Consider the following 25,927-nt stretch of genomic DNA (forward strand, 5'->3'; position numbering starts at 1 on the left):
CTCACGACACCTCCCCGAACGACCAAGTCATGACGTTTCCGGCCGCATCGGCAAAGCAGGAAAAATCAAATTCAGGCATGACAAAATCTTCGAGCTTGGTTTGGAAGCTTAATTTGTTCGATGTGCAATTATTGAGCTTCAATGTGATCGCCTGGCCTTGAAACGTCGTATAGAAAACCGCTTGAAAGGTTGGGGTTGTCCCTAACAACTGATTGGCCACCGTGAATTTTTGGCCTGTCCCGCTGACCGTGTAGGTGTAGCTCACCAAAATCGCCTTTCCGGCGTCACCGGAATTAAACGTATAAATGCCGTCCGCCACCGAATATTCGCCGATCGCCGGCGCCGACGCGACCTTTGTCATCGGCAAGCCCGTCGCTGCAGAAAGCACGCCATCATCATCGGCGAAAGTTCCGGCATGCGCGACGGCAAACGTAAATGGCGTGGCCGCAGCCACCGCCCCCGCCTCGGCAAATGACGTCGCAAGCTGACCGGCTGAAGGTGTGACGCCATAAAACAAATTGGCGAACGCCATCCCTGAGATCCGGGCAACCTTGGCTTTCCCGGTTGTTTTGATCGTGCCGCGAGCTTCCACCAGCGCCCGCTGGTATTGGCCATGCAGCTCCTTGATGGTCGCGGTCTCTTCGATGGAGACCTCTTGCACGAGACCGAAGTTGAGCGGCGTGGCGTTAGCCACATCCGTTCGAGTTCCAAGCAATACGCCCGAGCCGAAACTATACATGCGATGACCTCTTTCTTCGATCTAGCCAGTGTGCATCATGCCAGCGATTTTTTAGCCGGGCTTTTGCTATTGCTTCCAGGGGAGTCGAAAGGTGCACGGAAGTGCAGAACGGGCTCGGCGCTGCCGGAGGGATTTTTAGGGGAGCACAAGTTTGACGGGCACGATCACGAGCGCATCGCCGTCAAGATCCCCCGGATCTTTCAACGGCCGGCCGTCGATCCGGCAATGATAGACCGACCCATTGAGCGTGTTCCTTCCCAAGACAATGTCGCTTCCCGACAACGAAAATGCCGCGTCGATACGATCCAGCACATTATTGACAAGTACGGCGCCAGCGACGCTCGGGTCCTTGGCATTGAGATAGATAAACAATCTGACTTCAAGGGTGCGCTTGGGATTAGCGCTCTCGCTCCACCCATAGGTTTCCTGGCCGCCCTCGTAAACGAAACATGCTGGCCGGCTCGCTGCCGGCACGTCGCTCCAAAGTCTAAGACGCCGTGCTGGCCCAAGCTTCCAAGCATAGGCATTGCCAACCAGATGTATCAGCGCTTCAATCGCAGCTTCGCGCGGACTCACGGCCATAGGGCCTCCGTTGTTAACTTTATCAAAGACAACATTTTTGGGCTGCGCCGCTTGCCACGCCTCACGACTGTCCCAAAGCCTTGAGGACCGCCTCCTTAAACCCCGACTCGATTTGCACGCGCGTTTCTGAGAGCGCGCTTCGAAGATAGGAACGTGCCGGAAGCGTCGAACCAGGGTGATGCACGCGTCTTGCAAAAACCTGCCCTCCGCCCGCACCAAAGCAAAGCGCCTTGGCTTTCACCGCGACGATGTCATAGGCTGCGGTCTTCCCGCCAAATTCCTGGATCGCGGCATAGGGCACGCCGTCGCTGGACGTCGTGACCGAAATCGCGGACCCAGCGGCGTCGAGGGTGGAAACGATGGAATCTGCAAGGGCTCCGGAGCGAGCATTCAAAATTTCGCCTGTCAGCTTTCGCTGAATCCGTGACTCGAGCGCATCGCGCAGGGCGTCGGCTTCGCCAATCAAAGCGTCCATCACCGCTTGTGCGTCGAGGTCGATCTCGCTCACGGCATGACCACACGGCGGTAGGGAGTTAAGGCAGCTTCGACAAAGTCGGGAATGTCCTTGACGATGAACGCCATCGTTTCCTGGCCGCCCAACGACTTCGACTGTTGGCCGATACGCGAACGATATGCATAACGCTCGGCAGCCCATTCCATGCAGCAAGAGGCAAGATCGGCTGGAACATAGCCATACGAGAGGATCATAGTGGCGCCGGTATCCTCCGGAGAAAATGTGTAAACGCCGTCCAAAACCGTGTAACACCCGGCCGTTGGATTTGTCGTCGCCGCAACGAAGGCAACGCCACTGGAAGAGGTGACGCCGACATCGCTTGCCCAATCCCCATAAGGCGCTTGGACCGAAACGCTATAGGGCGGCGTCACAGGAACGACCACGCTCTCATTTCGGATCGCGTAGCCTGCGACATATGAGATCATCACATTCTGAACGCCGCGCGTGAAAAGACGGTGGCGCAGCGACAATCTCTGCACGGTACCGGGCGGTGCCGCATCCGGAGGATCGAGAACATAGCCGCACTGAGCATTCGTGCCCGCGGCGAGCGGTGGCGATGGCGGAACCTCGATACCATTCACAATACACTTGGAGATTTCGAAGACCGGCCACTGCCGGAGCAGAATCGAAATGTCGTTTCCCCCGTCATGGGTTTCTGTAAATGCGGTCGGCTGAATGGCAGGCCGGTCGAGCACATTCAGAATCGTGCGGCTGATTTGGGTGATCAACCGCGCCAGGAGAACATCGTCGTCGGATCCCGCAATCTCAAGCCATGCCTTGAGATCGGCCAGGCTGACCAGATCGTAGGAAGACGCCATCTTTCAGCTCTCCGTCGGAATTCGAGAAATCGGCTTCAGGGGCGGCGCCCCGGAAAGCCCGCGCTAAATTATTCAGGACAAGCCTCATCGGCCGAGCGCACGGCGAACGAGGGCACGCAATTCTTCATTGGTAATCGGCAAGGAAACCGGGATGCCGTGCTCTCTAAGAAAGGCAAAGAGGGCCCGGCGATTGAGCGCTTCCGGATTCACCGCCACGACATCGAGGGGTGCGGGTTTCGGCGAAGAATTGCTGAGATCGTCGTGCGCCATCGGGGCTTCGATCATGCCGACGTCCTCCGTGCTCACCTCGCATGCCTTTCGGTGCCTTTGCACGACCTGAGCGAAAAGCGACGCTCGCCGCTTCGTAACCGGCTTGGGTTTCGCCTCTGCGGCATCCCAAGGCGTAACGCCATGCGACATCAGATCTGGTAACAGCTCCTCCGGCGCCTCCAGGGATCCGTCTTCACCGATCGTGATAGTCCGGCCTTGATGCGAAATTTCAAGGCAGTTCGGCGGGATCCGCAACTTCATTGAGTCAACCCTTTATTTGCTGGGCTCGAAGGCGTGTCCGGCGAAAACACGACAATTCAACGGACACGCTCTGCGCTTGGCGGCAAGGAATTCTTGCGCCTCTTGGGTTGCCCCGGCTCAGCCGTTGCCGATGTTTGTGATCAGCGCCAGGGAGGGCGGGAAATAATTCTGCAGAACCTCGTCCGCATAGACACCATATTCATATTTGCGGGTGCGCAGCGGCCATTCGATCTGGTAATAATCCTGCCGTGTCCTGATCTGCACGACGTTGCCGACGCCGGCGAGCGGATATGGAAGGGACCTCGTCGTCATGAGGATGGTACCTGCCGGCATATTCGGATGGACTTTGATCTCGACGACGCTGCCGCCCTGCATCGAGAAGCGGTTCAAATAGGTCCGCACCATGATGCCGCCCCCCACGAGGTCCTGCGAGCTCTCGAACACAAAGCGTTGCGCGGCGGTTTGCGAGCCCAACAAAATCTTTTTGGAAATGTTGAGCGCTTCTTGCGAGTTCACCCACATGGTGTCGGGAGAGAGACGGTAATTGTCCCACATATTTTTAAGAACGGCATCGATTTCGACAATGCCGCCCGCGCTATCCGAAGTCAGGGCCGTGCCGGTTCCCGCGGTTCCGGAAGCCATGGTGTAAACATACGAACCGGACCCTGGGGTCACGGCCTGATAGATCAAGCCATCGAAAGCGAGCGCATTGGTGGAGTTGTCATTGGCGCCGAGCGAAGCGGCCGTTTGGATACCCGCGGCGGAAGCGGTGATAACTACCGAATTGATGGTCGTGATCGCGCCAAGCACTTCCGAACCAGCCGCGCCCCAGAACCATGCATAGCCCATCGCACCCGGAACAGGGGTGACACTCGCCGTGACCGATCCGGTTTCGCCCGTCGTCGCGACGCTGGCATTCGCACTTTTTCTTGCCACGCCGCCGCCAAATATATCGCTCGACCCATCCGCATTCGTGCGCGAGATTTGACCCTGTACCCCTCCTGCGATGCTGCCATTCATCATTCCATCGAGCGTCATCGCGGCGCAAATCACCGACCAGCTCTGCGCGGCGAGCGTGCCTCCGGTCGTTAGGGCGGCCAGCGACGGTGTCGGCGTGGTCCCGAGCGGGGTTGACGCACAGCCCCCGAGGATCATGGCTTCCTCGCCCAGCATCAGGGCTTCGAGGCCAGTCTTAGCGCCGAGCGCGCGGACATCGTCGAACTCCTGGCCGGCGTATTGCGCCTCGAAATCGACGCTGGTTTCCACGCCAATTCCTTTATAGGTCGCAGTGTAATCCTGCGTGGCCACGGCGAGCGCCCCGCCCCGGTTTGCCGAAGACACGCCGAAGCGCAGGCCAGTTGTGTTGATCGCGGTGATCGCCCGCCATGCGGCTTGAATGCCGCCTTTTCCGGAAACGCGCGGGATCATGTTGCGCAACGGCGTTAGAATCGGATAAAGGAACTTCGCACCTAGCTCGAGGTCGTAAAAGGTGAGCCCGGACGTGGCGCTGGCGCTTTGCGAGAACGTGCTTTTCTCAAGTCCGATGAGGTTCTTGAACCGGGGATCGCCGAGCGGCTTCTGCTGCGCGGTCTTAAGCCGGTCCAGCACATCCTGAACGTCGGTTTGTGTCGTCATGTTTTGCTCCTAGCAGCAGGTTTTTGAATTCAATTTTGAGGGCGGACGCGCGAGAATGGGGCGCGCCGAATAGCACCAACCTTCTGAAGGCCGGCGCTTCGTTCAAGGATCGATGATTGATTTCAGGATTGGCCGTGCGGACTCGGGGTTGCTACCCGGAAAATAGCGCTGTCGCCATCGCCTACCGCGGCGGCATCCGGCCGTTTCGCTGAGCTAATTTGATTGCCAGCACCGAAAGGGCATCTGGATTTGTGAGAAGCTTTTCCATGGCATCTGAAGAGCCTGGATCGATAATATCTTCAGCCTTCGCGATCATGCGCGAGTGCCCCGCCAGCGGCAGAGGGAGCGGTTGCTCTTCGATATTTTTCACGCGGCGGAGCACGTCGGCGAGCGTTTCGGCAAGCGCATCGAAGCGCTTTTCCAGTCCGCCCCGCATGATTTTTTGGGTTGTACAGACTGCCCCAAGGTCAACCATGGCGTCGTGCACGTGCTGGATCCTCGCCTGGTCCGCTGCGCTGTTGCGAGCGCCAATTTTGGCAAGATGCGGGGCTTTGAGAGGCGCTGTCTTTAAAGGGGCCCCAAACAGCTTCGTCGCCGAGGCCGAAGCATTATCCGGTGAAATGTCTGCCCCTTCTTCCTCCGCCACAGAGCGAAGCGCCGCCAGGGTCCGCTCGACGAGGTCACGCAATTCTGTCCAGTTACCGGAGTCGCCCTCTTGATCTTCGTCAAGCGCCGAGAAATCCCGTAGCCAATCCAGTTCCTTGATGAGACTGGCAATCCGGGCCGCATTGCCGGAGCTTGGGCCAAAATCCCTTTGCTCGCTGGTTCCGTCGGCCTTGATCATCTCAAACTGCGCTTGCGGCAAACAGGGGAAATCGACGAGGGAGATTTCGGTTGGCGCCGCCGTGTAGCGGGTAAGGCCCTCGGCATCCGTCCACCGCCTCTCATAGGCCCCGCCCTGCGAAAACCCGGTGTAGACGCCCTCCTGGACTTTTGTCCATTCCGCATCATCGACGACTTTGGCGCAGATCTCGATCTGCTTTGCCGCGTCGTTGAAGGTGATGGCCGTCACCTTGCCGGCCGCAATGGGTCCGTGCATCGCGCGGAGATTGCCGAGAGATTTCCCGCCGGTGGATTTTGCAATCTCCTCCGACCATTTTTCATAGAGAGGCTTGGTCGTCGCATAATCGCAAATCTCCCCGGCACGATCCTCCGTCTCGGCCGTCGCGAGGCCGTAAACGAGGCGGCGCGCCGCGTCGACCTTGGTAATCGGAATGAACATACGCAGCGCGGGCATGAAAGCTCCTTGCTTTAAGAAAGATCGACAAGAGGAAGAGGGGGTTATTGTTTAAAGGCGTGCGGCTGCGTCATCGCAACCGACCGCAGGCTGCGTGGACAAGCGAAGCTCAATCCCGCGCGGCGAAGCGTTAGCTGTGAAATGAGAGGTGGAACGCGTGGCGTCCTGCTAGGTATTTCGTTCGGCCCTTACTCACGCGCGTCTCAATCCGGCTTGAACAAGGCAGAATCAACCTCATTCATCAGGCCGAAAAGGCACTTGAACTTTTTGTATTCGTCATAAAGGAGAGCCTGATCCTGCGCGATGCCGATCTCGGCGAAGCGATCCACCAGTTGATCAATCGTGAGTACATCGAGGGTCCGCTTCATGGGCACGCCCCATTCAATCCGGCTTGAACAGACCTGAATCAAGATTTGATAATGTCATCCCGGCGTCACCGGCCTGGGGGTACCATTTGGAATCATATATTGCTTGAATGACTTTGCGAGCTGCCTCCGGCGCGACCCCTAGGCTCCACTTGGCTGCCTGCAATCGGACTTGCATATTGGAATGATCGAAAAGTTTTACTAGCGCGAGCCTTGCTTCGAGTCCTCGCCTTCGCAGCTCTTTGTCAATTTCGTCCATCTGGCTGTAAAGGCGCCTAAACTTTTTATATTCGTCATAAAGAAGCGCTTCGTCCTGGGAGATCCCAATCTCAGCAAAGCGGCTAACTAACTGATCAATGGTCATGGATTTGACGTCAATTTTTCTCATGGCTTTAGCACTTCAAACTTCCTAAGCGCATCAAGGCCGACTTTTCGTCTCACGTCCCAGCTTTTACCTCTAAGGTATTCGCGTGGAGAGAGGCCGCTATAGTCTTTTCTAGGCGCCATATACCAACCCGTAATCTCCCAATGCTTCAAGGTCGGAATACGAACGAGATTATCCGGCGCATCGATATCCTCTCGCGAATAGCCATCCCTTTCTGCAGAGGTTTGCTCCACAATATGATGGACCTCGTACCCTTTCTCAAGCTTGCCTACATTCCTCTGCAGCTCCTCTAAAGACTTTGGCTTATCGAGATAGGACTTTATGTACGGATATTTATCGTAAAGCCACGCGGCCATTTCCGCCGCCGCTTCTAAAGCGACGATAAACTCCGCCGGCCGCAGCGCGGTCTATCGAGCAAAACATTGCGCAACTTTCGGTAAGCGGCTCCGCTAGTGGATCTCGGGGAAAACCCTTAGAACGGCGGCCTGCTTCGTCATTCAATCCGGCTTGAAAATGCCTTCGTCGAGGCTCCACAGTGTCATCCCAGCGTCGCCCGCCTGGGGGTACCATTTGGAATCGTATATTGCTTGAACGACTTTGCGAGCCGCCTCCGGTGCAACCCCTAGGGTCCTTGTTGCCGCTTTCAAGCGAACTTGTATATTGGGATGATCATAAAGCCGGAGCAGAGAAAGCCTCGCATCCTGCCCTCGAGCGCGTAGCTCCTTGTCGATCGCATCCATCTGACTGTACAGCCGCTTAAATTCGCGGGTCGTCCCTCCCATAATAGCGTCATATTGGGCGATCCCAATCTCCGCGAAGTGATCCACCAGTTGATCGACTGTGATATTTTCGAGTTTCGCTCGCTTCATCGGATGCCCGACTCAATCCGGCTTGAACACACCCCTATCGAGATTCCAAAGAGACATACCAGCATCCATGGCTTGCGGCTGCCATTTTGAATCAGAGATCGCTTGGAGCACGCGTCGCGCCGCATCTGGAGCGACACCAAGAGTTCGCTTGGCAGCGTTAAGGCGCACCTGCATATTTGGATGATCATAAAGTCGAAGCAACGCAAGCCGAGCATTGCGACCCCTTCTGCGAAGCTCTTTCTCCGTCGCGTCCATCTGTCGATAAAGGCGATTAAACTTTCCTATTTCGCCCATCAGCTCCGCCTGATCCTGGGCAACGCCGATTTCTACAAAGCGATCCACCAGTTGATCGACGGTCATATTTTCGAGCTTCGCTTGCTTCATCGGACACTGAACTCAATCCGGCTTGAACACACCGTTTTCCAGGAACCGCAACGTCATGCCCCCGTCCAAAGCTTGAGGGCCGCTTTCCGTGTCATAGATATCTTGGATGACCCGCTTAGCTGCGTCAGATGCTACCCCGAGAGTTGCCTTCGCCGCATTTAAGCGCACCTGTGGACTAGGATGATCATAGAGAGCGAATAGCGCAAGCCGGGCGTCGCAACCACGGGCGCGCAATTCCCTTTCCAGTGCAATAATTTGTCCAAAAAGCCGATTGACCCTACCGATTTCGCCCATCAACTCCGCTTTTTCCAGAGCAACGCCAACCTCGGCATAGCGACCAACCAATTGGTCCACACTCATATTTTCGAGTTTCGCTCGCTTCATGATCTGGATACCCGCATCAATCTGGCTTGTAAGAGCCGTTATCGAAATCACGTAGGATCATGCTAGCGTCCGCCGCCTGCGGGTAACAGTGTGTTTCCTTAATCTCTTGGAGGGCAAGTCGTGCCGCCGTAGGCGCTACGGCGAGAGTTCGTATCGCCGCTTTGACCCGGACCTGCATATTCGGGTGATCGTAGAGCCTGAGCAGCGCCTGCCTAGCTTCGACACCTCGTCTTCGCAGCTCTTGATCCACTTCATTCATTTCATTGAAAAGACGATTGAACTTTTTATGCTCGTCGTAAAGGAGAGCCTTATCCTGCGCGATGCCGATCTCGGCGAAGCGATCCACCAGTTGATCAATCGTGAGTACATCGAGGGTCCGCTTCATGGGCACGCCCCATTCAATCCGGCTTGAACAGACCTGAATCAAGATTTGATAATGTCATCCCGGCGTCACCGGCCTGGGGGTACCATTTGGAATCATATATTGCTTGAATGACTTTGCGAGCTGCCTCCGGCGCGACCCCTAGGCTCCACTTGGCTGCCTGCAAGCGAACCTGCATATTCTCATGATCAAATAGTCGAAATAGCGCTCGCCGTGCTTCGAGACCTCTCACACGGAGTTCATCGTCCACGGCACGCATTTGGTCGAAGAGCTTGTTGAATTTCCTGATTTCAGCATACAGAAGCGCCTGATCCTGCGCGACGCCTATCTCAGCAAAACGGCCCACCAACTGATCAACGGTCAGGGATTTGACGTCGGTTTGTCTCATGGCTTCAACACCTCGAACCTTATCAACGCGTCGATGCCGACTTTCCGTCTCGCGTCCCAGCCCTTACCCTTAAGATATTCCCTCGGCGTGAGGTAATTGAAGTCTCGGTTCTTGGTCATATACCACCCCGTAATCTCCCAATGCTTCAAGGTCGGAATACGAACGAGATTATCCGGCGCATCGATGTCCTCTCGCGAATAGCCATCCCTTTCGGCAGAGGTTTGTTCCACAATATGATGGACCTCGTACCCTTTCTCAGGCTTGCCGACATTCCTCTGCAGGTCTTGCCCAAGCGGTGGACTGATATTGTCATCGGTGTCTCGTGCTGACGGCGGCGGAGGTCCCGGTGCCAGTCCATCATTGTAACCAATGCCAGGTTTCCGGGCGCCGCCCGGCGAAGGACCCCGAATTAGACATGACGCAGCGCGTGGCTATTCAGTCCTGCTTGAATAAGCCTGAATCGAGATTGCGAAGCGTCATGCCCGCCTCAAGCGCCTGAGGAAAACATTGGGACTTCTTAATTTCCTCGATTACTTGCCGAGCTGCCTCCGGCGCGACCCCTAGACTGCGCTTGGCCGCTTTTAAGCGGACCTGCATATTGGGATGATTAAATAGTCGGAGCAGGGCCATGCGGGCTTCCAGTCCTCGCCTTCGCAGCTCTTGGTCAACCTCATTCATCAGATTGAATAGGCGCTTGAACTTTTTGTATTCGTCATAGAGGAGAGCCTGGTCCTGCGCGACGCCAATCTCTGCGAAGCGGAGGACCAGTTGATCGACGTTCAGGTCTTCCAGCTTTCTCTTCACCTCATCAACACTCCGGCATCAATGAGAGCATCCAGGCCGACTTTCCGCTTTGCGTCCCAACTCTTACCTTTGAGATATTCACGTGGGGAAATATAGCCAAAGTCCTCATTCGGCGTCATATACCATCCCGTAATCTCCCAATGCTTCAAGGTCGGGATACGAACGAGATTATCCGGCGCATCGATGTCCTCTCGCGAATAGCCATCCCTTTCTGCCGAGGTCTGCTCCACAATATGATGGACCTCGTACCCTTTCTCAGGCTTGCCGACATTCCTCTGTAGCTCATCGAGAGACTTTGGCTCATCGAGATAGGACTTTATGAACGGATATTTATCGTAAAGCCAAGCAACTGTTTCCGCCGCCGCTTCCAAGCCGACGATAAACTCTCCCTCGGGTCCGAAAGCAGCACCGGCTAAAGCTCGCGCCAGCCACCTTGCCGCTAGCTTTGCAAAAGCATTGCGCAGCCTTTCTGAAAGCGGCTCATCTTCCGGAATCTTTGGCGGCTGCTCCAAAGGTAGACCGCCGTTGTCCCCGATCCCGCCTCCAGACGGCGGCAGGGGCGTAATGACAATCTCCGGTAGTTGGATCGGCTTCTCGGGTGACGCACCGGCCGCCCCACCCTCGCCGCCCTGGAACCGTCCCCCTTCGCGCGATCCGGCGGGCACGCGCGGATGCTTCGATTCGTCCCAGCCGGCCGCCTTCGCGAGCAGACCCGCCGCTGGCGCATAATCCCTGAACAAAGGCAGATGCGCCGCGATATGTTCCGCGCGCCACAGCCTCGGCCCATACGCCCACGGCAGGTCCAGCGGCGCGATCCCGAGCGAACCGGCGACGGCACGCATCAGCGCCGCGCCATCGCTCGATAGATGCGTCAGGCCGCTCCCCTCCAGCGCCTTTTGCGCGCCCGCCTCGTCGCCTTCATTCAAGCGTCGCGCGGCAACATCAAGACAGCCCAAGACGGCCGACTCATTCGCCTGCGGACCATGCAGCCGGGTTATCCAGAACCGCGCGACATCGGCCGCGATCGGAACACATGTTGGGCCGCGCTTTTCGGTCAGAGCGATGCCAGGCCACATCCAGACTGTACCGAAGCGGACGCGCAGCGCGCCGGGCGACAAGCGTCCGGTCGCTCTGCCAAAGACAAGAGCGTTCATGCAGAATCCGCGATGAGCTTACGGAAAATCTTCGAAGGCGCGCTATCTGGTTATCGGCAGCGGCAGGCCTCAGTCCTGCGACCGACTTCGCCTATTCCGGCAATGCGACATAGCCGCCGGCCGTCAGCGCCATCGGCCTATTCGCCGACGCTTCCAGCAAAGGCTCATGTCCCAAAGCGGCGCGGGCCTCGTTGAGTGTCAGGATTCCTTTCGACGTATAGCTCGAAAGGATCGTCTCCTGCGTCAGGGGGTCCGTTTCGTGACCGGCATTCCAGACGAGTTCCAGATCCGATCCATCGAATTCGCTCGCGAGAATATCGTCGATGAGCGCCTTGACCCAGGCGAGGATTGGCGCGAGACCTTCTTCCTCGGCAAGTTCCTTCTGGGTGTCGGCGGTAGCCCGGTTCATCGGCTGAATAAGGGCCTGCGGCGAAATCGAAAAAGCAAAGCAGACGATCCGTGCAAGCCATTCGTCGAAAGGCCCCTTGAGTTCGGGCTCCTTCGTCTGGATAAAGGTTTTCGCGATCCCGCCAGGAACGAACTTGGCCCGGCGGCGGCGGCCGACATCTCCATCGAAATAGGCGTCCCAATATTTCTGGTAGGAAGCGATTTGATCCGGCGTCCAATTTTCGGGAACACCGATCAGGCTGTCGGGAATATTGCCTTCGGTGAAATAATCGAGAAGATATAATTGCCGGCGCAGTGCAATATTCACGGTCGTGACAATTTGCTCGACCGGACTCATCCCATAGACGCGATTGACGCGAAGATTGCGCGGCCGATAGATCAGATCGCGCATCGAATAATTGATGGCGGGATAGCCTTTCAAAATCTGCTGATAGGCTGCCGGATAGACGAGGGCGTCGCCATCCATATAAGGCTGCGGCGGACGACCCCAGGGATCGATCACCGGTTTGATCGTCGCGCCGTCGAGCGGCATCAATGCTTTTAGCCGACCGCCGCGATCGCGGCTCATATAGAGAGCCGGCGCGTCGGTGACAAAGACTTCTTCGAGCAGAATGCGCAGCCAATCGACAAAGCCGTGAATGCCGTCCGGGCGTGCGAAAAAGCCCTTCAGCGCCGCAATGCGTTGGCCATCTGCCGTGGAGCGTGCCGTCTTGTCACGCGCATTGATGGTCCAGGACTGACCTGCAGCTTGATCCTTGCGTGTCTCGATAACGAGCCGCAGAAGATCGTAGCCATCCGCAAGCCCGCGCAAGGTTGCGAAGGTGATGGGCTCATAGGGGCGCGATAGCGTCGATAGGTTATAGCCGGCTGGATAGTCCCATTGCCGGCCGGCAATTTCGGGAGGCGCAAGCGGCGCGATCGGAGCCAAAGGCCCAAACCAGTTCGCCGCCTCCCCTGCCGCTGCGGTCCTTGTGAAGCTGACATTGACCTCATAGGGACTAAGCGACCAGCTTCTCTGCCCAGCGCCACGATCGGCCATGCTGCTTCCTTCAAATTGAATGATTAAGATCGGATCCGCACCCGCGCCGGGGTAGAGTTACAAGCGCTTTCGGGCGTCGGCCTCGCGGCGATAGAACTCGATGATGCCGGTGCCATCATCGCCGCCAAAAAGATGCGTCAGGGCCCAGATCGCGGCATCCGCGTGATCGGGGCTACCGCCGCCGCTGTAACCGGTCGAGGAGAAGGCACAGAATTGATCCTCGAGCTTGATGAAGCGGCCCGCGTGATGCACCTGGCCCTGCGCATAGCGCACGGAAATCGGTTCGGCCCTGACCGCCTTGCCGCGGCTTGCGGTCACCAGACGAACCGGCACGTTGCGATCGGCCGCCTGGATCGTCGCGCGAACCATCTCGCCGCCAAAATTGCTTTCGGCCACGATGCAGTCGGCGCGAAATTCATGAAAGGCCGTGACCGCCCGCCTGCCCCAGACCACTGGCGCTTCCCGGCAAGAGCGGTCCGCCAAAACATAGCAGTCGCCATCGAAACCTCTCGCTGCCACGATGATGCCGATCTCATCGGCGCCAAGATCGTCGCGTCCGGCCGCCCCCGATGGATCAACACCAATCACAATGGCCGCGCGTCTATCTATGGGGATATCCTCCGGGCCGCATCGGGAGGAGTCGATCACCTCATAGGTCCAGAGTGCGCCTTCGACTTCATCGACATAGACCCCGTCATAGAAGCGCTTGCGTTGTTTTTCCGGGAGGTTTTCAAGACTGGTCAGGAATTCCGTCGAGAGATTGGCGAGATTGTCCGGCGGATTTAGGAACGCACGCGCATAGTTTTCAGGATCCTTAAGGGGTTGCATTGAAACCGGATCGCGTTTGACGCCAAATAAAACGTTCGTCCAATGGGCCTTCCCGACCGGGTTGAGATCCACGAAAGCCCGCTGCTGAAGACCCTGTGTCGATTGCGCCAGCCGCGTCAAAGCGATCAGCGCGGAAGAATAAGGGATCTGCGAGGCCTCGTTGAGAAACACCGTCGCATACTCGAGCCCGAGGATCTTCTCCACCCTGTCCTTGTCGTCGAGCCCACCGATCCAAATGCGCGAGCCGTTGGGCAGAGCGAAATATCCATCCTGCCGACGCTCCTTGAACGCCACGCTGGGAAAGCAGAGCCGCGCCACTTGGGGAAGCGTATCGAGTGCGATCGATGCCCGCGCGGCATTGGCATGGAAACGCAAAATCGCGTGGCGGGACCCCTTCGCCTGGAGGGCGCGCATGACAATGGCACGAACGATGAGAAAGGTCTTGCCGGAGCGCGTGCCGCCCGCGAGACAGGTGTAACGCTGAGGGCCTTCCAGGAGACGGCGTGCCGCCTCCTGGCCTGCGCTAAATAAGACCATGCGCCATCCTGATTTCGATGAATGATGATGCGGGTGAGAGCTGCTCGGTTGGCCGAGAGCTTTCTAAATCTCTGCCAAATTATGGGCTAGGCTTAACGCTGGTTGCTCGCTTCTAAGCTAAAGCAACAAGCGAGCTTTGAGGGTCTGCCCGCAGACTGCTTCTGGGGGACGCCGGTTCGCTTCAAAAGGTGCGCGCAGTTCGGCCGCTGCATGCGCGTATATAGCTCTCACAAAGGCTCGCATGTCAACGCATCGGCAGCGTGCCGCTTTGCGCTGTCTTACATCATCGCAGCCGAAGATTTGAGACTCTGCCCTGCGATGAGGGCACGTGTTTTCGAGGACCCGTCGCGAGCGACACACAGGAACGCAATTCGCGTCGAGCGAACTTGCTACAAATGACGGAAGGGTGGAGAGGCAGCCACGCAATTCGGCCGCTGCAGGCGCGTATATAGCTCTCGCAAAGGCTCGCATGTCAACGCATCGGCAGCGTGCCGCTTTGCGCTGTCTTACATCATCGCAGCCGAAGATTTGAGACTCTGCCCCACGATGAGGGGCACGTGTTTTCGAGGATCCGTCGCGAACGACGCGCTGGAACGCAATTCGCGTCGAACGACTCAAGAGGAGTGATGGAAGTTTGGAGAGGCAGCCACGCAATTCGGCCGCTGCATGCGCGTATATAGCTCTCACAACCGTTTGCTTGTCAACGCATCGGCAGCGCGCCGTTTTGCGTCGTCTTACATCATCGCAGACCCGTCTTCAGGCTGCCTCCATTTTCCAGATAGCGGCGAGCGTCCTCTTGACAGCGTCAGCCCTGCACAATTGCCGGCATTGAATCGTCCAACCGATATCCGAGGTATCGAACCGAATTGATGGGGTCATATCCGAGCTGACGACGCAATTTTTTGCGCAGCTTGCTGACATGGCTTTCGACAACGTTCTCTTCAACATTTTCGTCAAAGATTCCGTAGATGGAATTGAAGATCTGGGATTTGCTGACCCGTCTTCCTCGGTTATTGACCAAATATTCGAGGATTCTTCGTTCGCGCCGAGGCAAGGGCAGAGGCACGCCCCTGAGTTGTGGATCCCTTCCGTCGAAAAAGACTCGCAAATCGCCGACTGTGGCTGAGTCGCGTTCGCAATCATGTCGTCGCCTGATTGCTCCAACCCGAGCCAGAATTTCACGGACATGGACGGGCTTGCGGACGACGTCGTCCACTCCGGCCGCAAAGAGATCCAGCGTTTGCTCGAGAGAAGGCGTCTCGTTCATGGCAATGACCGGAGCGCGCGAACGCTCCTTAATGATTTTTGGAAAAGTTTGCCGATTGCGGCAGTCCCCCAGAAGAAATGCCTCGACCGCGAAGAGATCGGCATCGGCCACTGTGCTCACCCATTCCTGAAACTCCTGCGGACAAAATCCAGCCGAGGAAACGCCTTCGCTGCCGAAACGGCTGCTATAGCCAGATGTTACGATCTCGCGTTCATCGATGATCACCAGCACTGAAGCCCCCAAGGAATCTTTGCTTTCGTTCATTTGATATTAACAACTTATGATTTTTCGTCAATTGATATTTCCCGTTAAAGTTGTATTTCTCGCGTCAAAATCTGCACGCCATGTTCTGCCGGAGGGTCAATGGCAAAACGCGGTGGCATTTGCGGTCCAAGCTCCAAAGCCGCTCGCAACCATATTGGCGATCACCTGACAGACATACCGCTTCTGAGCCTGAATATTGCCGGGTCCCGCATGATAGCGTGCAGCCGCAAGCGTCCAGCTGCCTTCCCTTTCTTTGAGTTCCTTGAGAAAGCGCGCGGCGTAGGTGACATTTTCATGCGGATTGAACATCGCCGCTGGCGACGGAAATCGGTTTGAATGAAAATAAAAATTGATCTGCATGCACCCGATATCGATGAGCCTCGCGCCGCTCCGACGCGCCTCGTCAAAACGGCGCAATGCATCTTCCAGATTGTCGCCGAAAAACGACGGACCTTCGATATTCAGCGCATAAGGATGCAACGAACCCCGCTGGCCCGTCTCCGTCATGCCGACAGCATAAAGGAGCGCCAAGGGGACATCATAGGTTTTCGCCGCCTGCGCCATTTCGCGTTCGCAAATATTGGCCGGTGCACCGTGGGCCGCCCGTCGGACGTCAAAGGTAAAGATCGCCGATACTGCGACCACCAATATGATCCTGAGCGTCCTCCGCAACTGCGGCCGCGGAATTTCGACGACTCTCCTGCGTCGACGGGCGGTCGTTGGGACTTGGATCTCCATTGGATCCGGTCGCTGATTGCTCTCTTCCGTTCGGCGCACCATCGATACCCAGCCTCACATGTTCCGGTGGCGACTCTGAAGTCCTGATGACCAGAGCATCCATGACATAGCCTGCAGACCGTAGCTTGTCGGCAAGCAGGTCCTTGTCTTTCTCCATCAATCTCATGGTATCGGGGCGTTCGGCTGCCAGTTGCAGATCCAGCCGGGCACCTAAAAGGCGCATTCTGATGGTTACGCCACCCAAGGTTTCGGGCTCGAGTCTCAGCCGCAAGATTTGAACCCTCGCTGCGGAGGCATGGGGACCGGCCCCGGCCGCGCCGCGCCCGCCACTTGGAATTTCATTGGCGTCGCCGGCCTCAGGATGGTCAGCACTGGCTGAAGCTGCGACGAGATCGGCAATTTGAACGGCAGGTGAAACCTCACGGGCCACCCCGAGATGGGTTTGATGATCCAGGACCGAAACCTTGATCCGCGCTGCAGGCGCAACTTCAAAATCCTCGCCTCCCTTTCGATTTAACGTCGGAGACAGTTGACCGTCCGACTCCGTTTTACGCAGATCAAGCTTTACGGTCAGGGGCATATGATTTGAAGGCGTTGGGCCGTTGGGTTTCAAGGCAGGCTGGAGGACAGGCCCAAATGCGGACGTTGCGTGAGGCATATCGCCGGAAACATAAACCACCTCGGCTTTCGGTGAACAGATCTCGGTGCCTACACGTGGCTCGGCGCCCCAGTTGCGTGGGAGGGCCGCTTCCGACATCGCGCTCACTTCGAAGTCCGTTGGGAACTCACCGGCTGGATTCGCATGAATCGCATTCGGCCTGCTTCGCGCCAAAGGATCGGAGGCAACGCCAATACCTGTGCCTAAAGCCTCCGCCGTTATTGAAGAGAAAACCCTGGAATGTTCGGGAAATTGACCGGGGTTCCTGCTATGCGATTGCCTAGAGGCGGTTGCTAAGCCCGACCTCAAGTCAAAGGTTTCGGTTCCCGGTTCGCCTTGCTCATCCGGAGCTGAACTTTCCTTTGCGTCCAAGATATTTTGATCAGTAGGGGATAATCGAGCAGACGGCATAGATTGAAGGGGCGGCCCCTTAACCGCACCGTCCAGCCTATGCAATTGGCAGAGTTGCTCATCGAAGCCTGTCGCGGAATTCGAGCCGGAGCGTGTGCGATCGACGCCACCCCTCGTCCGGGAGGCCGTGGACGCCACAACCTCAAGGGAAGCCCGGGCGCTTTTATAGGATCCCCCGACACCGTTCAATTCCGCTTCCCTTTCAGCAATTCGTCGGTTTCTCCGAGCTTTCGATGGGCAAGATCCATAAGCGCGGATAGGGAGCCGCCCTCCCCCGCTTCGTCGCGAGCAAGCGAGCTTCGATCGTTAGATTCTGAAGCGCTCGCCGCCGCCACGACCTCTGGATCGTTGCGAATAAGGCTTCCGAGCGAAACGATCGCTTCTTTGAGCTGAAGGTCCGGTTTCGGGAGAAGCGCTGGGTCGATCCTTTCCAGTTCACTTTGCCCCGCTTCAATTTGATTGGTTAGAATCAATGCCGCACTTTGATAGAGTTTCGCCCGTGCGTTTTCGATGCTCCCCGCCTTGGACAATTGAACCGCCTTCCCGGAGGCAAAGACGGTCGAACCTACCTTGCCGTTCAAGACAGACGTATGAGCGATCTGCAAATACAGCCTGAGCTGCTCCAGGGAATCGAGTTCACTCAGCAAGTTCTCAATTTTCCAAAATGACGCAGTCTCGCCTGTCAAACAAAACCGTATGATCGAAGATGCAAAACGCTGACGAAAATTATCGAAATAGACCGACCTCGGAAAACGCCACAAATACTGTCGGGATAACGAGGCAAATTTGTCGAAGTCGGCAAGCTCATCGGCAAGAATGAGTTCGCGGCGCAAAGCCGTCTCCTCGACAAGGGTTCCGGGCGCCAAAATGCGGGCCTGATCGAGAAACCCGATTGCGGCCTTTGGATCGTCTTTTGCAACGAGGGTAGATTGAACGATTGCGATGTGGCCGCGGACTGTCGACGCCAGGGCCCTCGCATCGATTGGCAAGAGGATTTTTTTTGCTTCCGCATCGCGGCCCTCCATAAAAGCGAGGGCGCCCCGCATCAGCTCCAGATCAGATTCTGGACTGAGCGCAATCTCCAATCCCCGTCGAAGGAGTTTGGATTTGCCCCCGCTTAATGAAAAAATCACTGCGGCCTGGGCATTTTTTGCCTCCCGCCAGACCTCGCGATCAGAGGCGAGCAAGCGAGCGGAGATCTGCTCCATCGCCTTGGGCAGATTTTCCTTAACCGCCGCGTTTCCCAGAACGATCTGATCTTGGAGGGCTTGAAATGATCGGATGATTTCAAAAGGCTGTTTGCCCTCCAGCCGAATTTGGGTTTGCGCCGCCGCCTGTCCAGCGTAAGCAGCAACAACCGCCGCACAAAGAGCGTATCTCGCGCGCTTCATCAAGGCCCATCCTTTCGCAGCAAGATTTCGATCCGTCGGTTCTCGGGTGCAAGCGGTTGCTGTGGGGCCCTTAGATGACGCTCGGCATGACCTTCGATCCTTTCCACCCGGTTTTCGCTCAACCCACCCCGAACCAGCATGTATAAAGCCATCTGCGCACGCGCGGACGACAGGCGCCAATTGTCGTAAGCCGCCGACTTGAAGGGGCGTCCATCGGTATGGCCCCGAACGACGATCGAACCCGGCCTGCCCTTAAGGAGAAGACCAATTTTCTCCATGACCTGAACCGTCTTGGGGGACGGCTCCGCCGAACCCACGGCGAACATCGAAAAACTATTATCGTCGGCGAGACTGATGAGCATTCCTTCAGCGGTCTGCTGCACGTCAACGCCCGGGATGTCTTTGGCGCCGTTGTTCAAAGCTTCGACGATTTCCGATTTCAGTTTGGCCGCCTTAGCGGGGCTTGCCTGTGCTGGAACTTCGTCTGCTCCATCATGCGGACGAGCCTGAGACTGCGCTGACATGCTCGTCGGCCGTGGAGGTAAGGGCGCCGCGACGCTACCCCCGGAGCGGCCAACCTCATTGGCAGCACCGCGCGCCTCGCCGTCAAGCGTTGAAGTCTGCCGGGCCCCTCGTTCCGGCTCTCGCGCCGCAGTCGCAAATGGATCTTCGAAACTTTCAGATGGATCCGCTCCGAGGCCGTTCACGCTCGAAGCAGCATTTTCTGAAACGTTGGAGCTCTGCATAGGCGCCCTCGCGACGATTTCGGCGAGAACGGCAAAAGGATCGGCAAACAGCGCGCCCTCCTTCTGGATGGCAGCGGCACCGGTCTTTTGCAAATGCTCCGCCTCCCGCGCGACCGAGGAAGGGCTGCGGGATTGCGAGTCCGATTCGAGCCGCGATTCCTTGGGGTTGGGCCCTGGTCCCATTTCGGTGTCCAACGGATCGCGAAACCCTTTTTTCAATGTCGTCATCTCCACAAGTTTGACCGGATTGAAATATTGAGCCACCGCATGCTTGGTCTTTTCGCTGGTCGAGCTGATCAGCCATAGGACAAGGAAGAGCGCCATCATCGCGGTCATAAAATCGGCAAATGCAATTTTCCAAGCACCGCCATGGTGCCCTTCGTCGTGGGCGGGATGACGCTTGATGATGAAAATCTCTCGGTGTTCACGATCGGACACAATCTCGCTCCGGCAGAGTGTTGATACGCTCGATCCAAGCCGATATCTGGGTTTCGATAATTGTTTGGCCGGAAACAATCTCAACTTCGACCGTCTCGGCCGGGGCATATTCGATTGCCGCCGATAGCCCAGATAATTTTGCGCCCAGTGCAGCGAGGAGATCCTTGGCGCCGTGGATCTTGATGACCGGTTCTACCCCGCCGCGGAGTAATGCTGTGACGCTTTCGGTGAGCAGATCGACAACCTTGTACCGCAAGGCATCGACGATAAAGGGTCGAAGAACTTTCTCGACACTTTCGCCAATATTCATCCCAACCGCCGCAAAAGCGGTTTCAATTTTATCGCTCAGCGTTTTAGCTTCTTGTTCGATCCATCTTTGCCTTTCCGCGGCCAGGCGAGCCTCGAAGGCCTCCCTTTCCTTAACAATCCGCGCGTCATATTCGGCTCGGGCCAATTCGAGGCCCTCTGACATGCCCTCTTCTCGAGCGGCCCGATGCGCGTGCACCGGATCTTCGCGGGCCACCTCCATCTCGGGCAGCGGCCCGATCATTTCGCTGGGCTTTACCACGGCAGCTTGTCCTCCGTCGGAGGTGGCAAACCGCATTAAATACTGCGCCACCGAGCGGGTCATGCCCCACGCTCCCCTTGGTGCATCCATTGTTTCAAAACCGCGGCAGCTTGCGCTTCATCGAGTTCGACGATTTGCTGCAACCGTCTTTGCGGCGCCCGCCTTGGACTATGGGTCAAATCCTCGATGAGATTGGCCTCCCCTGTCGCCGTCTGGTTCGCAAGCTGCGCCGGCTCGCCATCATCGGAGTTCAGCGGCGGGAGGTCATCCAGCAAGCCCAGTTGAAGGGGGGTGGCCGACGGTGGATTCGGTACCGCAAAGATCGCTTTTGTAGCCGGCCGCAATCCGAACCAGATCAGGAGGATCGCAACGACCAAGATCGTTAAGGCGTTCAAGACAGTCCCTGACTGACGCAGCAGCAATTCGCCAAGGGCGGGCGCGGGCTGCGGCTCAAGATCGTGCCCCACGTCGACAAAATCAACCGCCGAAATCTTGATTAAGTCGCCACGTTCCTTTCGTGCCCCGGCGGAGGAGGAGACCAGTTGTTCGATCTCCTTCATTTGGCGGTCGATCGCTTCCGGTGTCGGCTTGTCGCCCAACGAAGCGAGAAGGCTGGAGCGATTGACAAGCACAGCGACCGAGAGATTGTCGATCCCGTAACCGCCGCTGACCGTCGAAATCGACTTCGAAGAAATTTCATAATTTGTCAGCTCTTCCTGCTTGCGGTTTTCTTCGTTGGACTGCTTTCCGTCATTCGCGCTTGCGCTTTCCTGCGGCAGGTTGCGCTGGACCGACGTCGGCGATGAACTGGTCGAGTTTTGCGAGACCTGATTGTTCTTCACGGTGCGGACGGACCGCTCAACCCGGGAGTCGGGATTAAAGATCGTCTCGTTGGTCTGCTTCTTGTCGGTATTCAACCTTGTCGCTACGCTGATCTGAAAATTGGTCAAACCGAAATAGGGAATGAGGGTCTTTCGAATATTATCGAGAATGGCCTGGGAAACAGTCTTTTCCAGCGCGAGCATGGCGCCCGGCGCGGCGTCCGCCTGATCGTTTCCGGACGCGAGAAGCACGCCGTCTGTACTCAGGACGGTGACGTCCGCGATCGACATCCCGGGAATTGCGGCTGCAACCAAATGCCGTATCGCCTTGGCCGCAGCCGCGTCAAAAGATGAATCGGTTCGGATGACAACGGAAGCGGAAGGCGGCTGTCGCATGCGCCGAAACGATCCTTCCTCGGCCAAGACAATATGCACGCGAGCGGCCTTGATCCCGCGCATCAGCTGGATGGTCCTGGCCAGCTCCCCCTCGAGCGCCCTGACACGGGTGACCTCCTGCATGAAAGACGTCAAACCGAGCGAGCCAAGCTTGTCAAAAAGTTCATTGCCCGCATTGGGGCTATTGGGCAGGCCTTTCTCCGCGAGAATCATCCGCGCCCGCCCCGTTTCTCCGTAGCGGACGAGGACAGTATTGCCTTCCGAATTCACATCGAATGCAATATCGGCTTCCTTGAGGACTCCCGCGATGCGGCTGACGTCTTGTCTGTCGAGCCCCGCATACAGCACCTCCAGCGCCGGTCGGCTTAGAAAATAGCCTGCGAGACCGGTCAAAATAAACACCGAAAGTCCAATGACCGCGAGCGCAATGAGGCGCCGCGAACCGAGCTTCAGAAGGCTGGCCCAAAGGCCCTCAAGCTGTTCTTGCCCGATCATATTGTTGTCCGACCCCGCGCGTTGCTAAGCGAAGAGCAATCTGGGCCCACAAGCTTGCCTGAGCATGAAAAAAGAAAGGCCGCGCTCTCCGAAAGAAAACGCGGCCATCCTCTTTTTTCGCTAATGCCGATTTCCTTACATCCCAAACAATTTCAGAATGAGCTGGGTGTTAGAATTAGAAATGCTGAGAGCCTGAATTCCCAACTGCTGCTGAACTTGGAGGGCCGCAAGTTTGGTGGCGGCCTCGTTCATATTTGCGTCAATGAGCGAACCGACGCCGGTGGTCAGAGAATCGGTGAGATTGGAGACATAGGTTTGCTGGGTCGAGAGGTTTGTCGTTGTCGCACCGAGCACGCTCGCCGAGGTCGTGATCGCACTAATGGCGGTTTCGACGTCCGTCAGCATGTTCTTCAGATCGCCGGCCGTCGCGGTTGTGATGTTCAGCGTGAGAATCGAGGCGCCCGTAAAGGCTGCTCCACTGACTCCGAGAATACCACTAGTGGCGCCGGTCGTGGTGTCGAACAGCGCAGTGTTGGCGGTGTTCACGGTTAGAAAACTGACGCCATTGGTCGAATCATATGACGCGACGAGATTGACAGTACCGCCCGTCGTTTGAAGCCAGTTCTGGCCATTGAAATTGGCTGAACTGCCGATACTGACAAGAAGATTCTGTTGCGCCGAAATATCCGTCTGGATTTTTGTCAAATCGGCGCCAGGCTGCGAAGCCGTAACAAGATCGTTCTTGATCGCGTCCATCACCGAGATCGTGGTGTTGAGCGCGGAACTCATCGTGGAAACCATTGACTGGCTTTCACTCAGCGCATCGGACACTGCTCCGAAGGCACTGACGTTCGAACTCATCTTGGTCGCGATGGACCAGTAGGCGGCATTATCCGCGGCGCTTGAGATGCGCAGGCCGGTCGATACTTGGTTTTGCGCTTTGCTCAAATTTTGCTGGGTATGCGTGAGGGCCGCGAGCGCCGTCATCGCGGAGGTATTGGTCAGAAGGCTCGACATTGTATGTCCCTTAAAATGGGTGAAGCTGCGGGGACATACCGGATTTTCGCCGGTACAGCAGAGCGGCATGATGCCCTTGGAGGCTTAAGTCAGCTCCAACCTGCCATGGATTCCAGATAACAAATAAGCATTGCACAAGACTTAATATCGCTCTCTCGAAACGCTTAAATCTCGTTATGCATAAGATCTGACAAGACTCCCGATCAACAGATTCCACCCGTCGATCAAGATGAAGAATAGAATTTTAATGGGAAGAGCAATCACCGAAGGCGGCAGCATCATCATTCCCATCGACATGGTCAGCGTCGACACGATCATATCAATGACGAGAAACGGAAGCGCAATTAGGAAACCGATCTCAAATCCGCGTCGCAATTCTGAAATCATGAAGGCTGGAATCAGAACTCTGATCTCACCCTTCGCCTGATCCTTGGTCTGAAAACTATCTTTCGCAAGGTCTTCGAACATCTTGAGGTCTTTCTCGCGGACCTGCGACAGCATGAAATCGCGAAACGGTACAATGATTTTGCCGAACGCTTCCTGTTCCGAAAGACTGTTGTCCATGAGCGGCTTGACGCCGCTCTCCCAGGCTCGGTCGAAAGTTGGTGCCATGACATAAAAGGTCATGAACAAAGACAAACCGATCAGAATCAAATTGGCCGGGGTGCTTTGCAAGCCGAGGCCAGAACGAAGGAAAGACAGGGCCACGGCAAATCGCGTAAAACTGGTGACCATAACCAGCAGACCCGGAGCGACAGACAGAACCGTCAGGAGCGCAACGAGTTGAATAATGCGGCCGGCCGCCGTCCCGTTTCCCTGGGGAATTAATGAATTGAGGTCCCCGACTTGAGCGGACGCACCCGCCGCGAAAACCATTGCAAAGACAGCCACAAGGACAGCGACGAAAGCGTATCTTATCATTGGACGACCAGGGTTTGGATGATGAGCTCTCGTATTTGCCCATTGGAGCGAACGGACGCACGCTCGTTTAAGTCTTCCCGCAAATGTTGCAAACCGCTTGCGCCGCTGATCTGCGTTAACGATAATGTGCGCAGGTAGCCGAGGATATCCTCGCCGATTTCTGCGGCAACGAGGTCTGGTTTTGCAAGGACAGCCGCATCTAGGACGATCGACGCCTGCAACCTAATCCAGGCATCGCTTGGTTCAGCAAGATTAGCGATGATGGGCGGCAGATCCCGGAGGCTCGTTTGGCCACCATATTTACCGTCCGGAACCGCACCTTTGGAGGCGCTGACCAACCGCGTCGCATTGTTCGCCATGGACGAGAGCAGAAGCCCAAGCCCTGCTCCCGCAACGACCGCGACAAGCGAAAGCATCATCAACACGCCGAACCATGCGGGCCCTGAAGGCGCGGTTGCTCCTGTAAGCTTTGGCGTCTGGTCATATTGGCTCATGGTCGACCGATTTATGAGTTAAAGCGGCTTCAGCCTGTCGTAGATTTGCTGAATCAATGTCGGTTGTTGAACCTCCATGATACGCCCTCGCCCACCGTAGGAAATTCGTGCCTCGGCGACCTTGTCATATGAGATCGTATTGTCTTTTGAGATATCCTGCGGACGCACGATTCCGGCCACGTTCAACAGGCGCAGCTCAAAATTCACGCGTACCTCCTGCGATCCGCTCACGATTAAATTGCCGTTTGGCAGGACGTCGGTCACAACCGCTGCAATAGCCAATTGGATTTTTTCGGAGCGATCGATAATGCCCTGGCCCTGTGTCGCGGAGGTCGCGCTGGACTGGAACTGCGGCTTTACTTCTGTGGTTCGATTATTGACATCGAACTTGAAATCAAACCCCGTGTCGACCTGCGCGGAGAGCGACCGGTCCGTCGCGTTGCCGAAAGTTGCCCTATCATTGATCGCGATGTTAACGGTTACAACGTCACCAATCTTTGCGGCTCTCGGATCGCTGAAAATATCGGCTCTGCCTCCATCCCAAATCGATGACTTATGACCGCCCCGACCGGAGGAGAGAAACAGTGCGCTTGCAGTCGGCTGGACATCTGTCACAAGGCCTGTCCCGACCGGGCTCATGAAAGGTTCCCTTCCGATCTCCCTGATGTCGCCGGCGCACCCAGCCAGCGAAATGGAAAGCATAATAAGCACAGAGGCCTTCATGTCAGGATCTTTTGCCGTCTGAGATCTCGGGCGGGATCATGGTGCGGGTCAATTGCGCCGCGCGGCTCGCTTCCATTTCGTTCAGAATGCTGCTGGCAGCGCGCGCGGGAATCTTGGCGAGAACTGCCGCTGCCGTGGCGTCATCCATTACCGCAAGCTGCGAGGCGGCTGCATCTGGCTTCATATGCAGAAAGATGGAAACGAGTCCGTCGTTTGCCTTTTTTAGCGCCTCTTCGTGCTTTTTTGACCACTCGACGAATTGCGCCTTCATGGCCTCAAGTTCCTCGATACGCCGATTGATTTTTGCCTCGATCTCGCGAAGTTTGGAGGTTTGCCAGGCAATTCTGGCGTCGCCTGCAATTGCAAGATTATTGCCGCAAAACTGCTTCATGTCGCCGACGGGCGCATTCGGCTCGGCCGCCTTGGTCGCAATTGCTTTCTTCTGTTCAAGGCAGGCGGCGGAAAAATTCGTACAGGCGATGCCGACTGCTACAAGAATGCCTTTTGCGTAAAATTGAATTGAGCCGCGGGCCATG

General features: G+C 56.7%; 32 protein-coding genes. 1 reads left to right on the forward strand and 31 read right to left on the reverse strand.

Annotated elements, in window-relative coordinates; all coding sequences use genetic code 11:
- Position 1: 1 nt before the first annotated feature.
- The 15 genes from CU048_04525 to CU048_04595 form a co-directional block, all read right to left on the reverse strand.
- Positions 2–739, reverse strand: a complete 738-nt coding sequence (locus CU048_04525) for a hypothetical protein (GenBank protein QBR70661.1) — start codon at positions 737–739, stop codon at positions 2–4.
- A gap of 135 nt (positions 740–874) precedes the next feature.
- Positions 875–1,321, reverse strand: a complete 447-nt coding sequence (locus CU048_04530; protein ID QBR70662.1) for a hypothetical protein — start codon at positions 1,319–1,321, stop codon at positions 875–877.
- Between the two features lie 61 nt (positions 1,322–1,382).
- A complete protein-coding gene (locus CU048_04535; GenBank protein QBR70663.1) occupies positions 1,383–1,829 on the reverse strand; it encodes a hypothetical protein in 447 nt (148 codons plus the stop codon).
- Positions 1,826–2,653 (reverse strand): hypothetical protein, encoded by an 828-nt coding sequence (locus CU048_04540; GenBank protein ID QBR70664.1) that lies wholly within the window; start codon positions 2,651–2,653, stop codon positions 1,826–1,828. The genes CU048_04535 and CU048_04540 overlap by 4 nt, the downstream gene beginning before the upstream one ends.
- A gap of 84 nt (positions 2,654–2,737) precedes the next feature.
- The gene (locus CU048_04545) at positions 2,738–3,184 is read right to left on the reverse strand and encodes a hypothetical protein (GenBank protein QBR70665.1); all 447 of its coding nucleotides are present in this window, start codon (positions 3,182–3,184) and stop codon (positions 2,738–2,740) included.
- A 117-nt stretch (positions 3,185–3,301) separates the two neighbouring features.
- On the reverse strand, positions 3,302–4,819 hold the full coding sequence (locus CU048_04550; protein QBR70666.1) for a hypothetical protein: 1,518 nt from the start codon (positions 4,817–4,819) through the stop codon (positions 3,302–3,304).
- Between the two features lie 181 nt (positions 4,820–5,000).
- On the reverse strand, positions 5,001–6,101 hold the full coding sequence (locus CU048_04555; protein ID QBR70667.1) for a hypothetical protein: 1,101 nt from the start codon (positions 6,099–6,101) through the stop codon (positions 5,001–5,003).
- A gap of 218 nt (positions 6,102–6,319) precedes the next feature.
- Positions 6,320–6,484: a hypothetical protein gene (locus tag CU048_04560; protein QBR70668.1), complete on the reverse strand. Its 165-nt coding sequence runs from the start codon at positions 6,482–6,484 to the stop codon at positions 6,320–6,322.
- Between the two features lie 13 nt (positions 6,485–6,497).
- Positions 6,498–6,869, reverse strand: coding sequence for a hypothetical protein (locus CU048_04565; GenBank protein QBR70669.1), 372 nt, complete (start codon positions 6,867–6,869; stop codon positions 6,498–6,500).
- Entirely contained in the window at positions 6,866–7,222 is a 357-nt protein-coding gene (locus CU048_04570) for a hypothetical protein (GenBank protein ID QBR70670.1), read from the reverse strand. Before CU048_04570 ends, CU048_04565 begins: the two co-directional genes overlap by 4 nt.
- Positions 7,223–7,363: 141 nt before the next feature.
- Complete coding sequence (locus CU048_04575; protein ID QBR70671.1) at positions 7,364–7,735, reverse strand: hypothetical protein; 372 nt, start codon at positions 7,733–7,735, stop codon at positions 7,364–7,366.
- A 12-nt stretch (positions 7,736–7,747) separates the two neighbouring features.
- Positions 7,748–8,119, reverse strand: a complete 372-nt coding sequence (locus CU048_04580; protein QBR70672.1) for a hypothetical protein — start codon at positions 8,117–8,119, stop codon at positions 7,748–7,750.
- A 12-nt stretch (positions 8,120–8,131) separates the two neighbouring features.
- A complete protein-coding gene (locus CU048_04585) occupies positions 8,132–8,503 on the reverse strand; it encodes a hypothetical protein (protein QBR70673.1) in 372 nt (123 codons plus the stop codon).
- 16 nt (positions 8,504–8,519) lie between these two features.
- A complete protein-coding gene (locus tag CU048_04590; protein QBR70674.1) occupies positions 8,520–8,888 on the reverse strand; it encodes a hypothetical protein in 369 nt (122 codons plus the stop codon).
- 13 nt (positions 8,889–8,901) lie between these two features.
- A complete protein-coding gene (locus CU048_04595) occupies positions 8,902–9,273 on the reverse strand; it encodes a hypothetical protein (protein QBR70675.1) in 372 nt (123 codons plus the stop codon).
- Between the two features lie 140 nt (positions 9,274–9,413).
- Between CU048_04595 and CU048_04600 the strand changes: the two genes are divergently transcribed.
- Entirely contained in the window at positions 9,414–9,602 is a 189-nt protein-coding gene (locus CU048_04600) for a hypothetical protein (protein ID QBR70676.1), read from the forward strand.
- Positions 9,603–9,708: 106 nt separating this feature from the next.
- Here CU048_04600 and CU048_04605 read toward each other — a convergent pair whose 3' ends face one another.
- The 16 genes from CU048_04605 to CU048_04680 all read right to left on the reverse strand — a co-directional run bounded on the left by CU048_04605 (position 9,709) and on the right by CU048_04680 (position 25,926).
- Positions 9,709–10,077, reverse strand: a complete 369-nt coding sequence (locus tag CU048_04605; GenBank protein ID QBR70677.1) for a hypothetical protein — start codon at positions 10,075–10,077, stop codon at positions 9,709–9,711.
- Entirely contained in the window at positions 10,074–10,742 is a 669-nt protein-coding gene (locus CU048_04610) for a hypothetical protein (GenBank protein ID QBR72659.1), read from the reverse strand. The genes CU048_04605 and CU048_04610 overlap by 4 nt, the downstream gene beginning before the upstream one ends.
- 580 nt (positions 10,743–11,322) lie before the next feature.
- The gene (locus CU048_04615; GenBank protein ID QBR70678.1) at positions 11,323–12,678 is read right to left on the reverse strand and encodes a hypothetical protein; all 1,356 of its coding nucleotides are present in this window, start codon (positions 12,676–12,678) and stop codon (positions 11,323–11,325) included.
- 57 nt (positions 12,679–12,735) lie between these two features.
- Entirely contained in the window at positions 12,736–14,043 is a 1,308-nt protein-coding gene (locus CU048_04620; protein ID QBR70679.1) for a hypothetical protein, read from the reverse strand.
- Between the two features lie 805 nt (positions 14,044–14,848).
- Positions 14,849–15,541 (reverse strand): two-component system response regulator, encoded by a 693-nt coding sequence (locus tag CU048_04625; protein ID QBR72660.1) that lies wholly within the window; start codon positions 15,539–15,541, stop codon positions 14,849–14,851.
- Positions 15,542–15,670: 129 nt separating this feature from the next.
- Positions 15,671–16,138, reverse strand: a complete 468-nt coding sequence (locus CU048_04630; GenBank protein ID QBR70680.1) for a lytic transglycosylase — start codon at positions 16,136–16,138, stop codon at positions 15,671–15,673.
- Between the two features lie 49 nt (positions 16,139–16,187).
- Positions 16,188–17,381 carry a hypothetical protein gene (locus CU048_04635; protein QBR70681.1) on the reverse strand — a complete coding sequence of 398 codons (1,194 nt, stop codon included), beginning with the start codon at positions 17,379–17,381 and terminating at the stop codon, positions 16,188–16,190.
- Positions 17,382–17,566: 185 nt separating this feature from the next.
- The gene (locus CU048_04640) at positions 17,567–18,772 is read right to left on the reverse strand and encodes a hypothetical protein (GenBank protein ID QBR70682.1); all 1,206 of its coding nucleotides are present in this window, start codon (positions 18,770–18,772) and stop codon (positions 17,567–17,569) included.
- On the reverse strand, positions 18,772–19,956 hold the full coding sequence (locus CU048_04645) for a flagellar motor protein MotB (protein QBR70683.1): 1,185 nt from the start codon (positions 19,954–19,956) through the stop codon (positions 18,772–18,774). The genes CU048_04640 and CU048_04645 overlap by 1 nt, the downstream gene beginning before the upstream one ends.
- On the reverse strand, positions 19,943–20,587 hold the full coding sequence (locus tag CU048_04650; GenBank protein ID QBR70684.1) for a hypothetical protein: 645 nt from the start codon (positions 20,585–20,587) through the stop codon (positions 19,943–19,945). The genes CU048_04645 and CU048_04650 overlap by 14 nt, the downstream gene beginning before the upstream one ends.
- A complete protein-coding gene (gene fliF, locus CU048_04655) occupies positions 20,584–22,236 on the reverse strand; it encodes a flagellar M-ring protein FliF (GenBank protein ID QBR70685.1) in 1,653 nt (550 codons plus the stop codon). Before fliF ends, CU048_04650 begins: the two co-directional genes overlap by 4 nt.
- A 135-nt stretch (positions 22,237–22,371) precedes the next feature.
- A complete protein-coding gene (locus CU048_04660) occupies positions 22,372–23,253 on the reverse strand; it encodes a flagellin (protein ID QBR70686.1) in 882 nt (293 codons plus the stop codon).
- A gap of 174 nt (positions 23,254–23,427) precedes the next feature.
- Entirely contained in the window at positions 23,428–24,174 is a 747-nt protein-coding gene (fliP, locus tag CU048_04665) for a flagellar biosynthetic protein FliP (GenBank protein QBR70687.1), read from the reverse strand.
- On the reverse strand, positions 24,171–24,668 hold the full coding sequence (locus CU048_04670; protein ID QBR70688.1) for a flagellar basal body protein FliL: 498 nt from the start codon (positions 24,666–24,668) through the stop codon (positions 24,171–24,173). Before CU048_04670 ends, fliP begins: the two co-directional genes overlap by 4 nt.
- 18 nt (positions 24,669–24,686) lie before the next feature.
- Positions 24,687–25,391 carry a flagellar biosynthesis protein FlgH gene (locus tag CU048_04675; protein ID QBR70689.1) on the reverse strand — a complete coding sequence of 235 codons (705 nt, stop codon included), beginning with the start codon at positions 25,389–25,391 and terminating at the stop codon, positions 24,687–24,689.
- Position 25,392: 1 nt separating this feature from the next.
- Positions 25,393–25,926, reverse strand: a complete 534-nt coding sequence (locus tag CU048_04680) for a hypothetical protein (protein QBR70690.1) — start codon at positions 25,924–25,926, stop codon at positions 25,393–25,395.
- Position 25,927: the final 1 nt, after the last annotated feature.

The sequence above is a fragment of the Beijerinckiaceae bacterium genome (genome assembly GCA_004564215.1).
GTDB lineage: Bacteria > Pseudomonadota > Alphaproteobacteria > Rhizobiales > Beijerinckiaceae > Methylocapsa.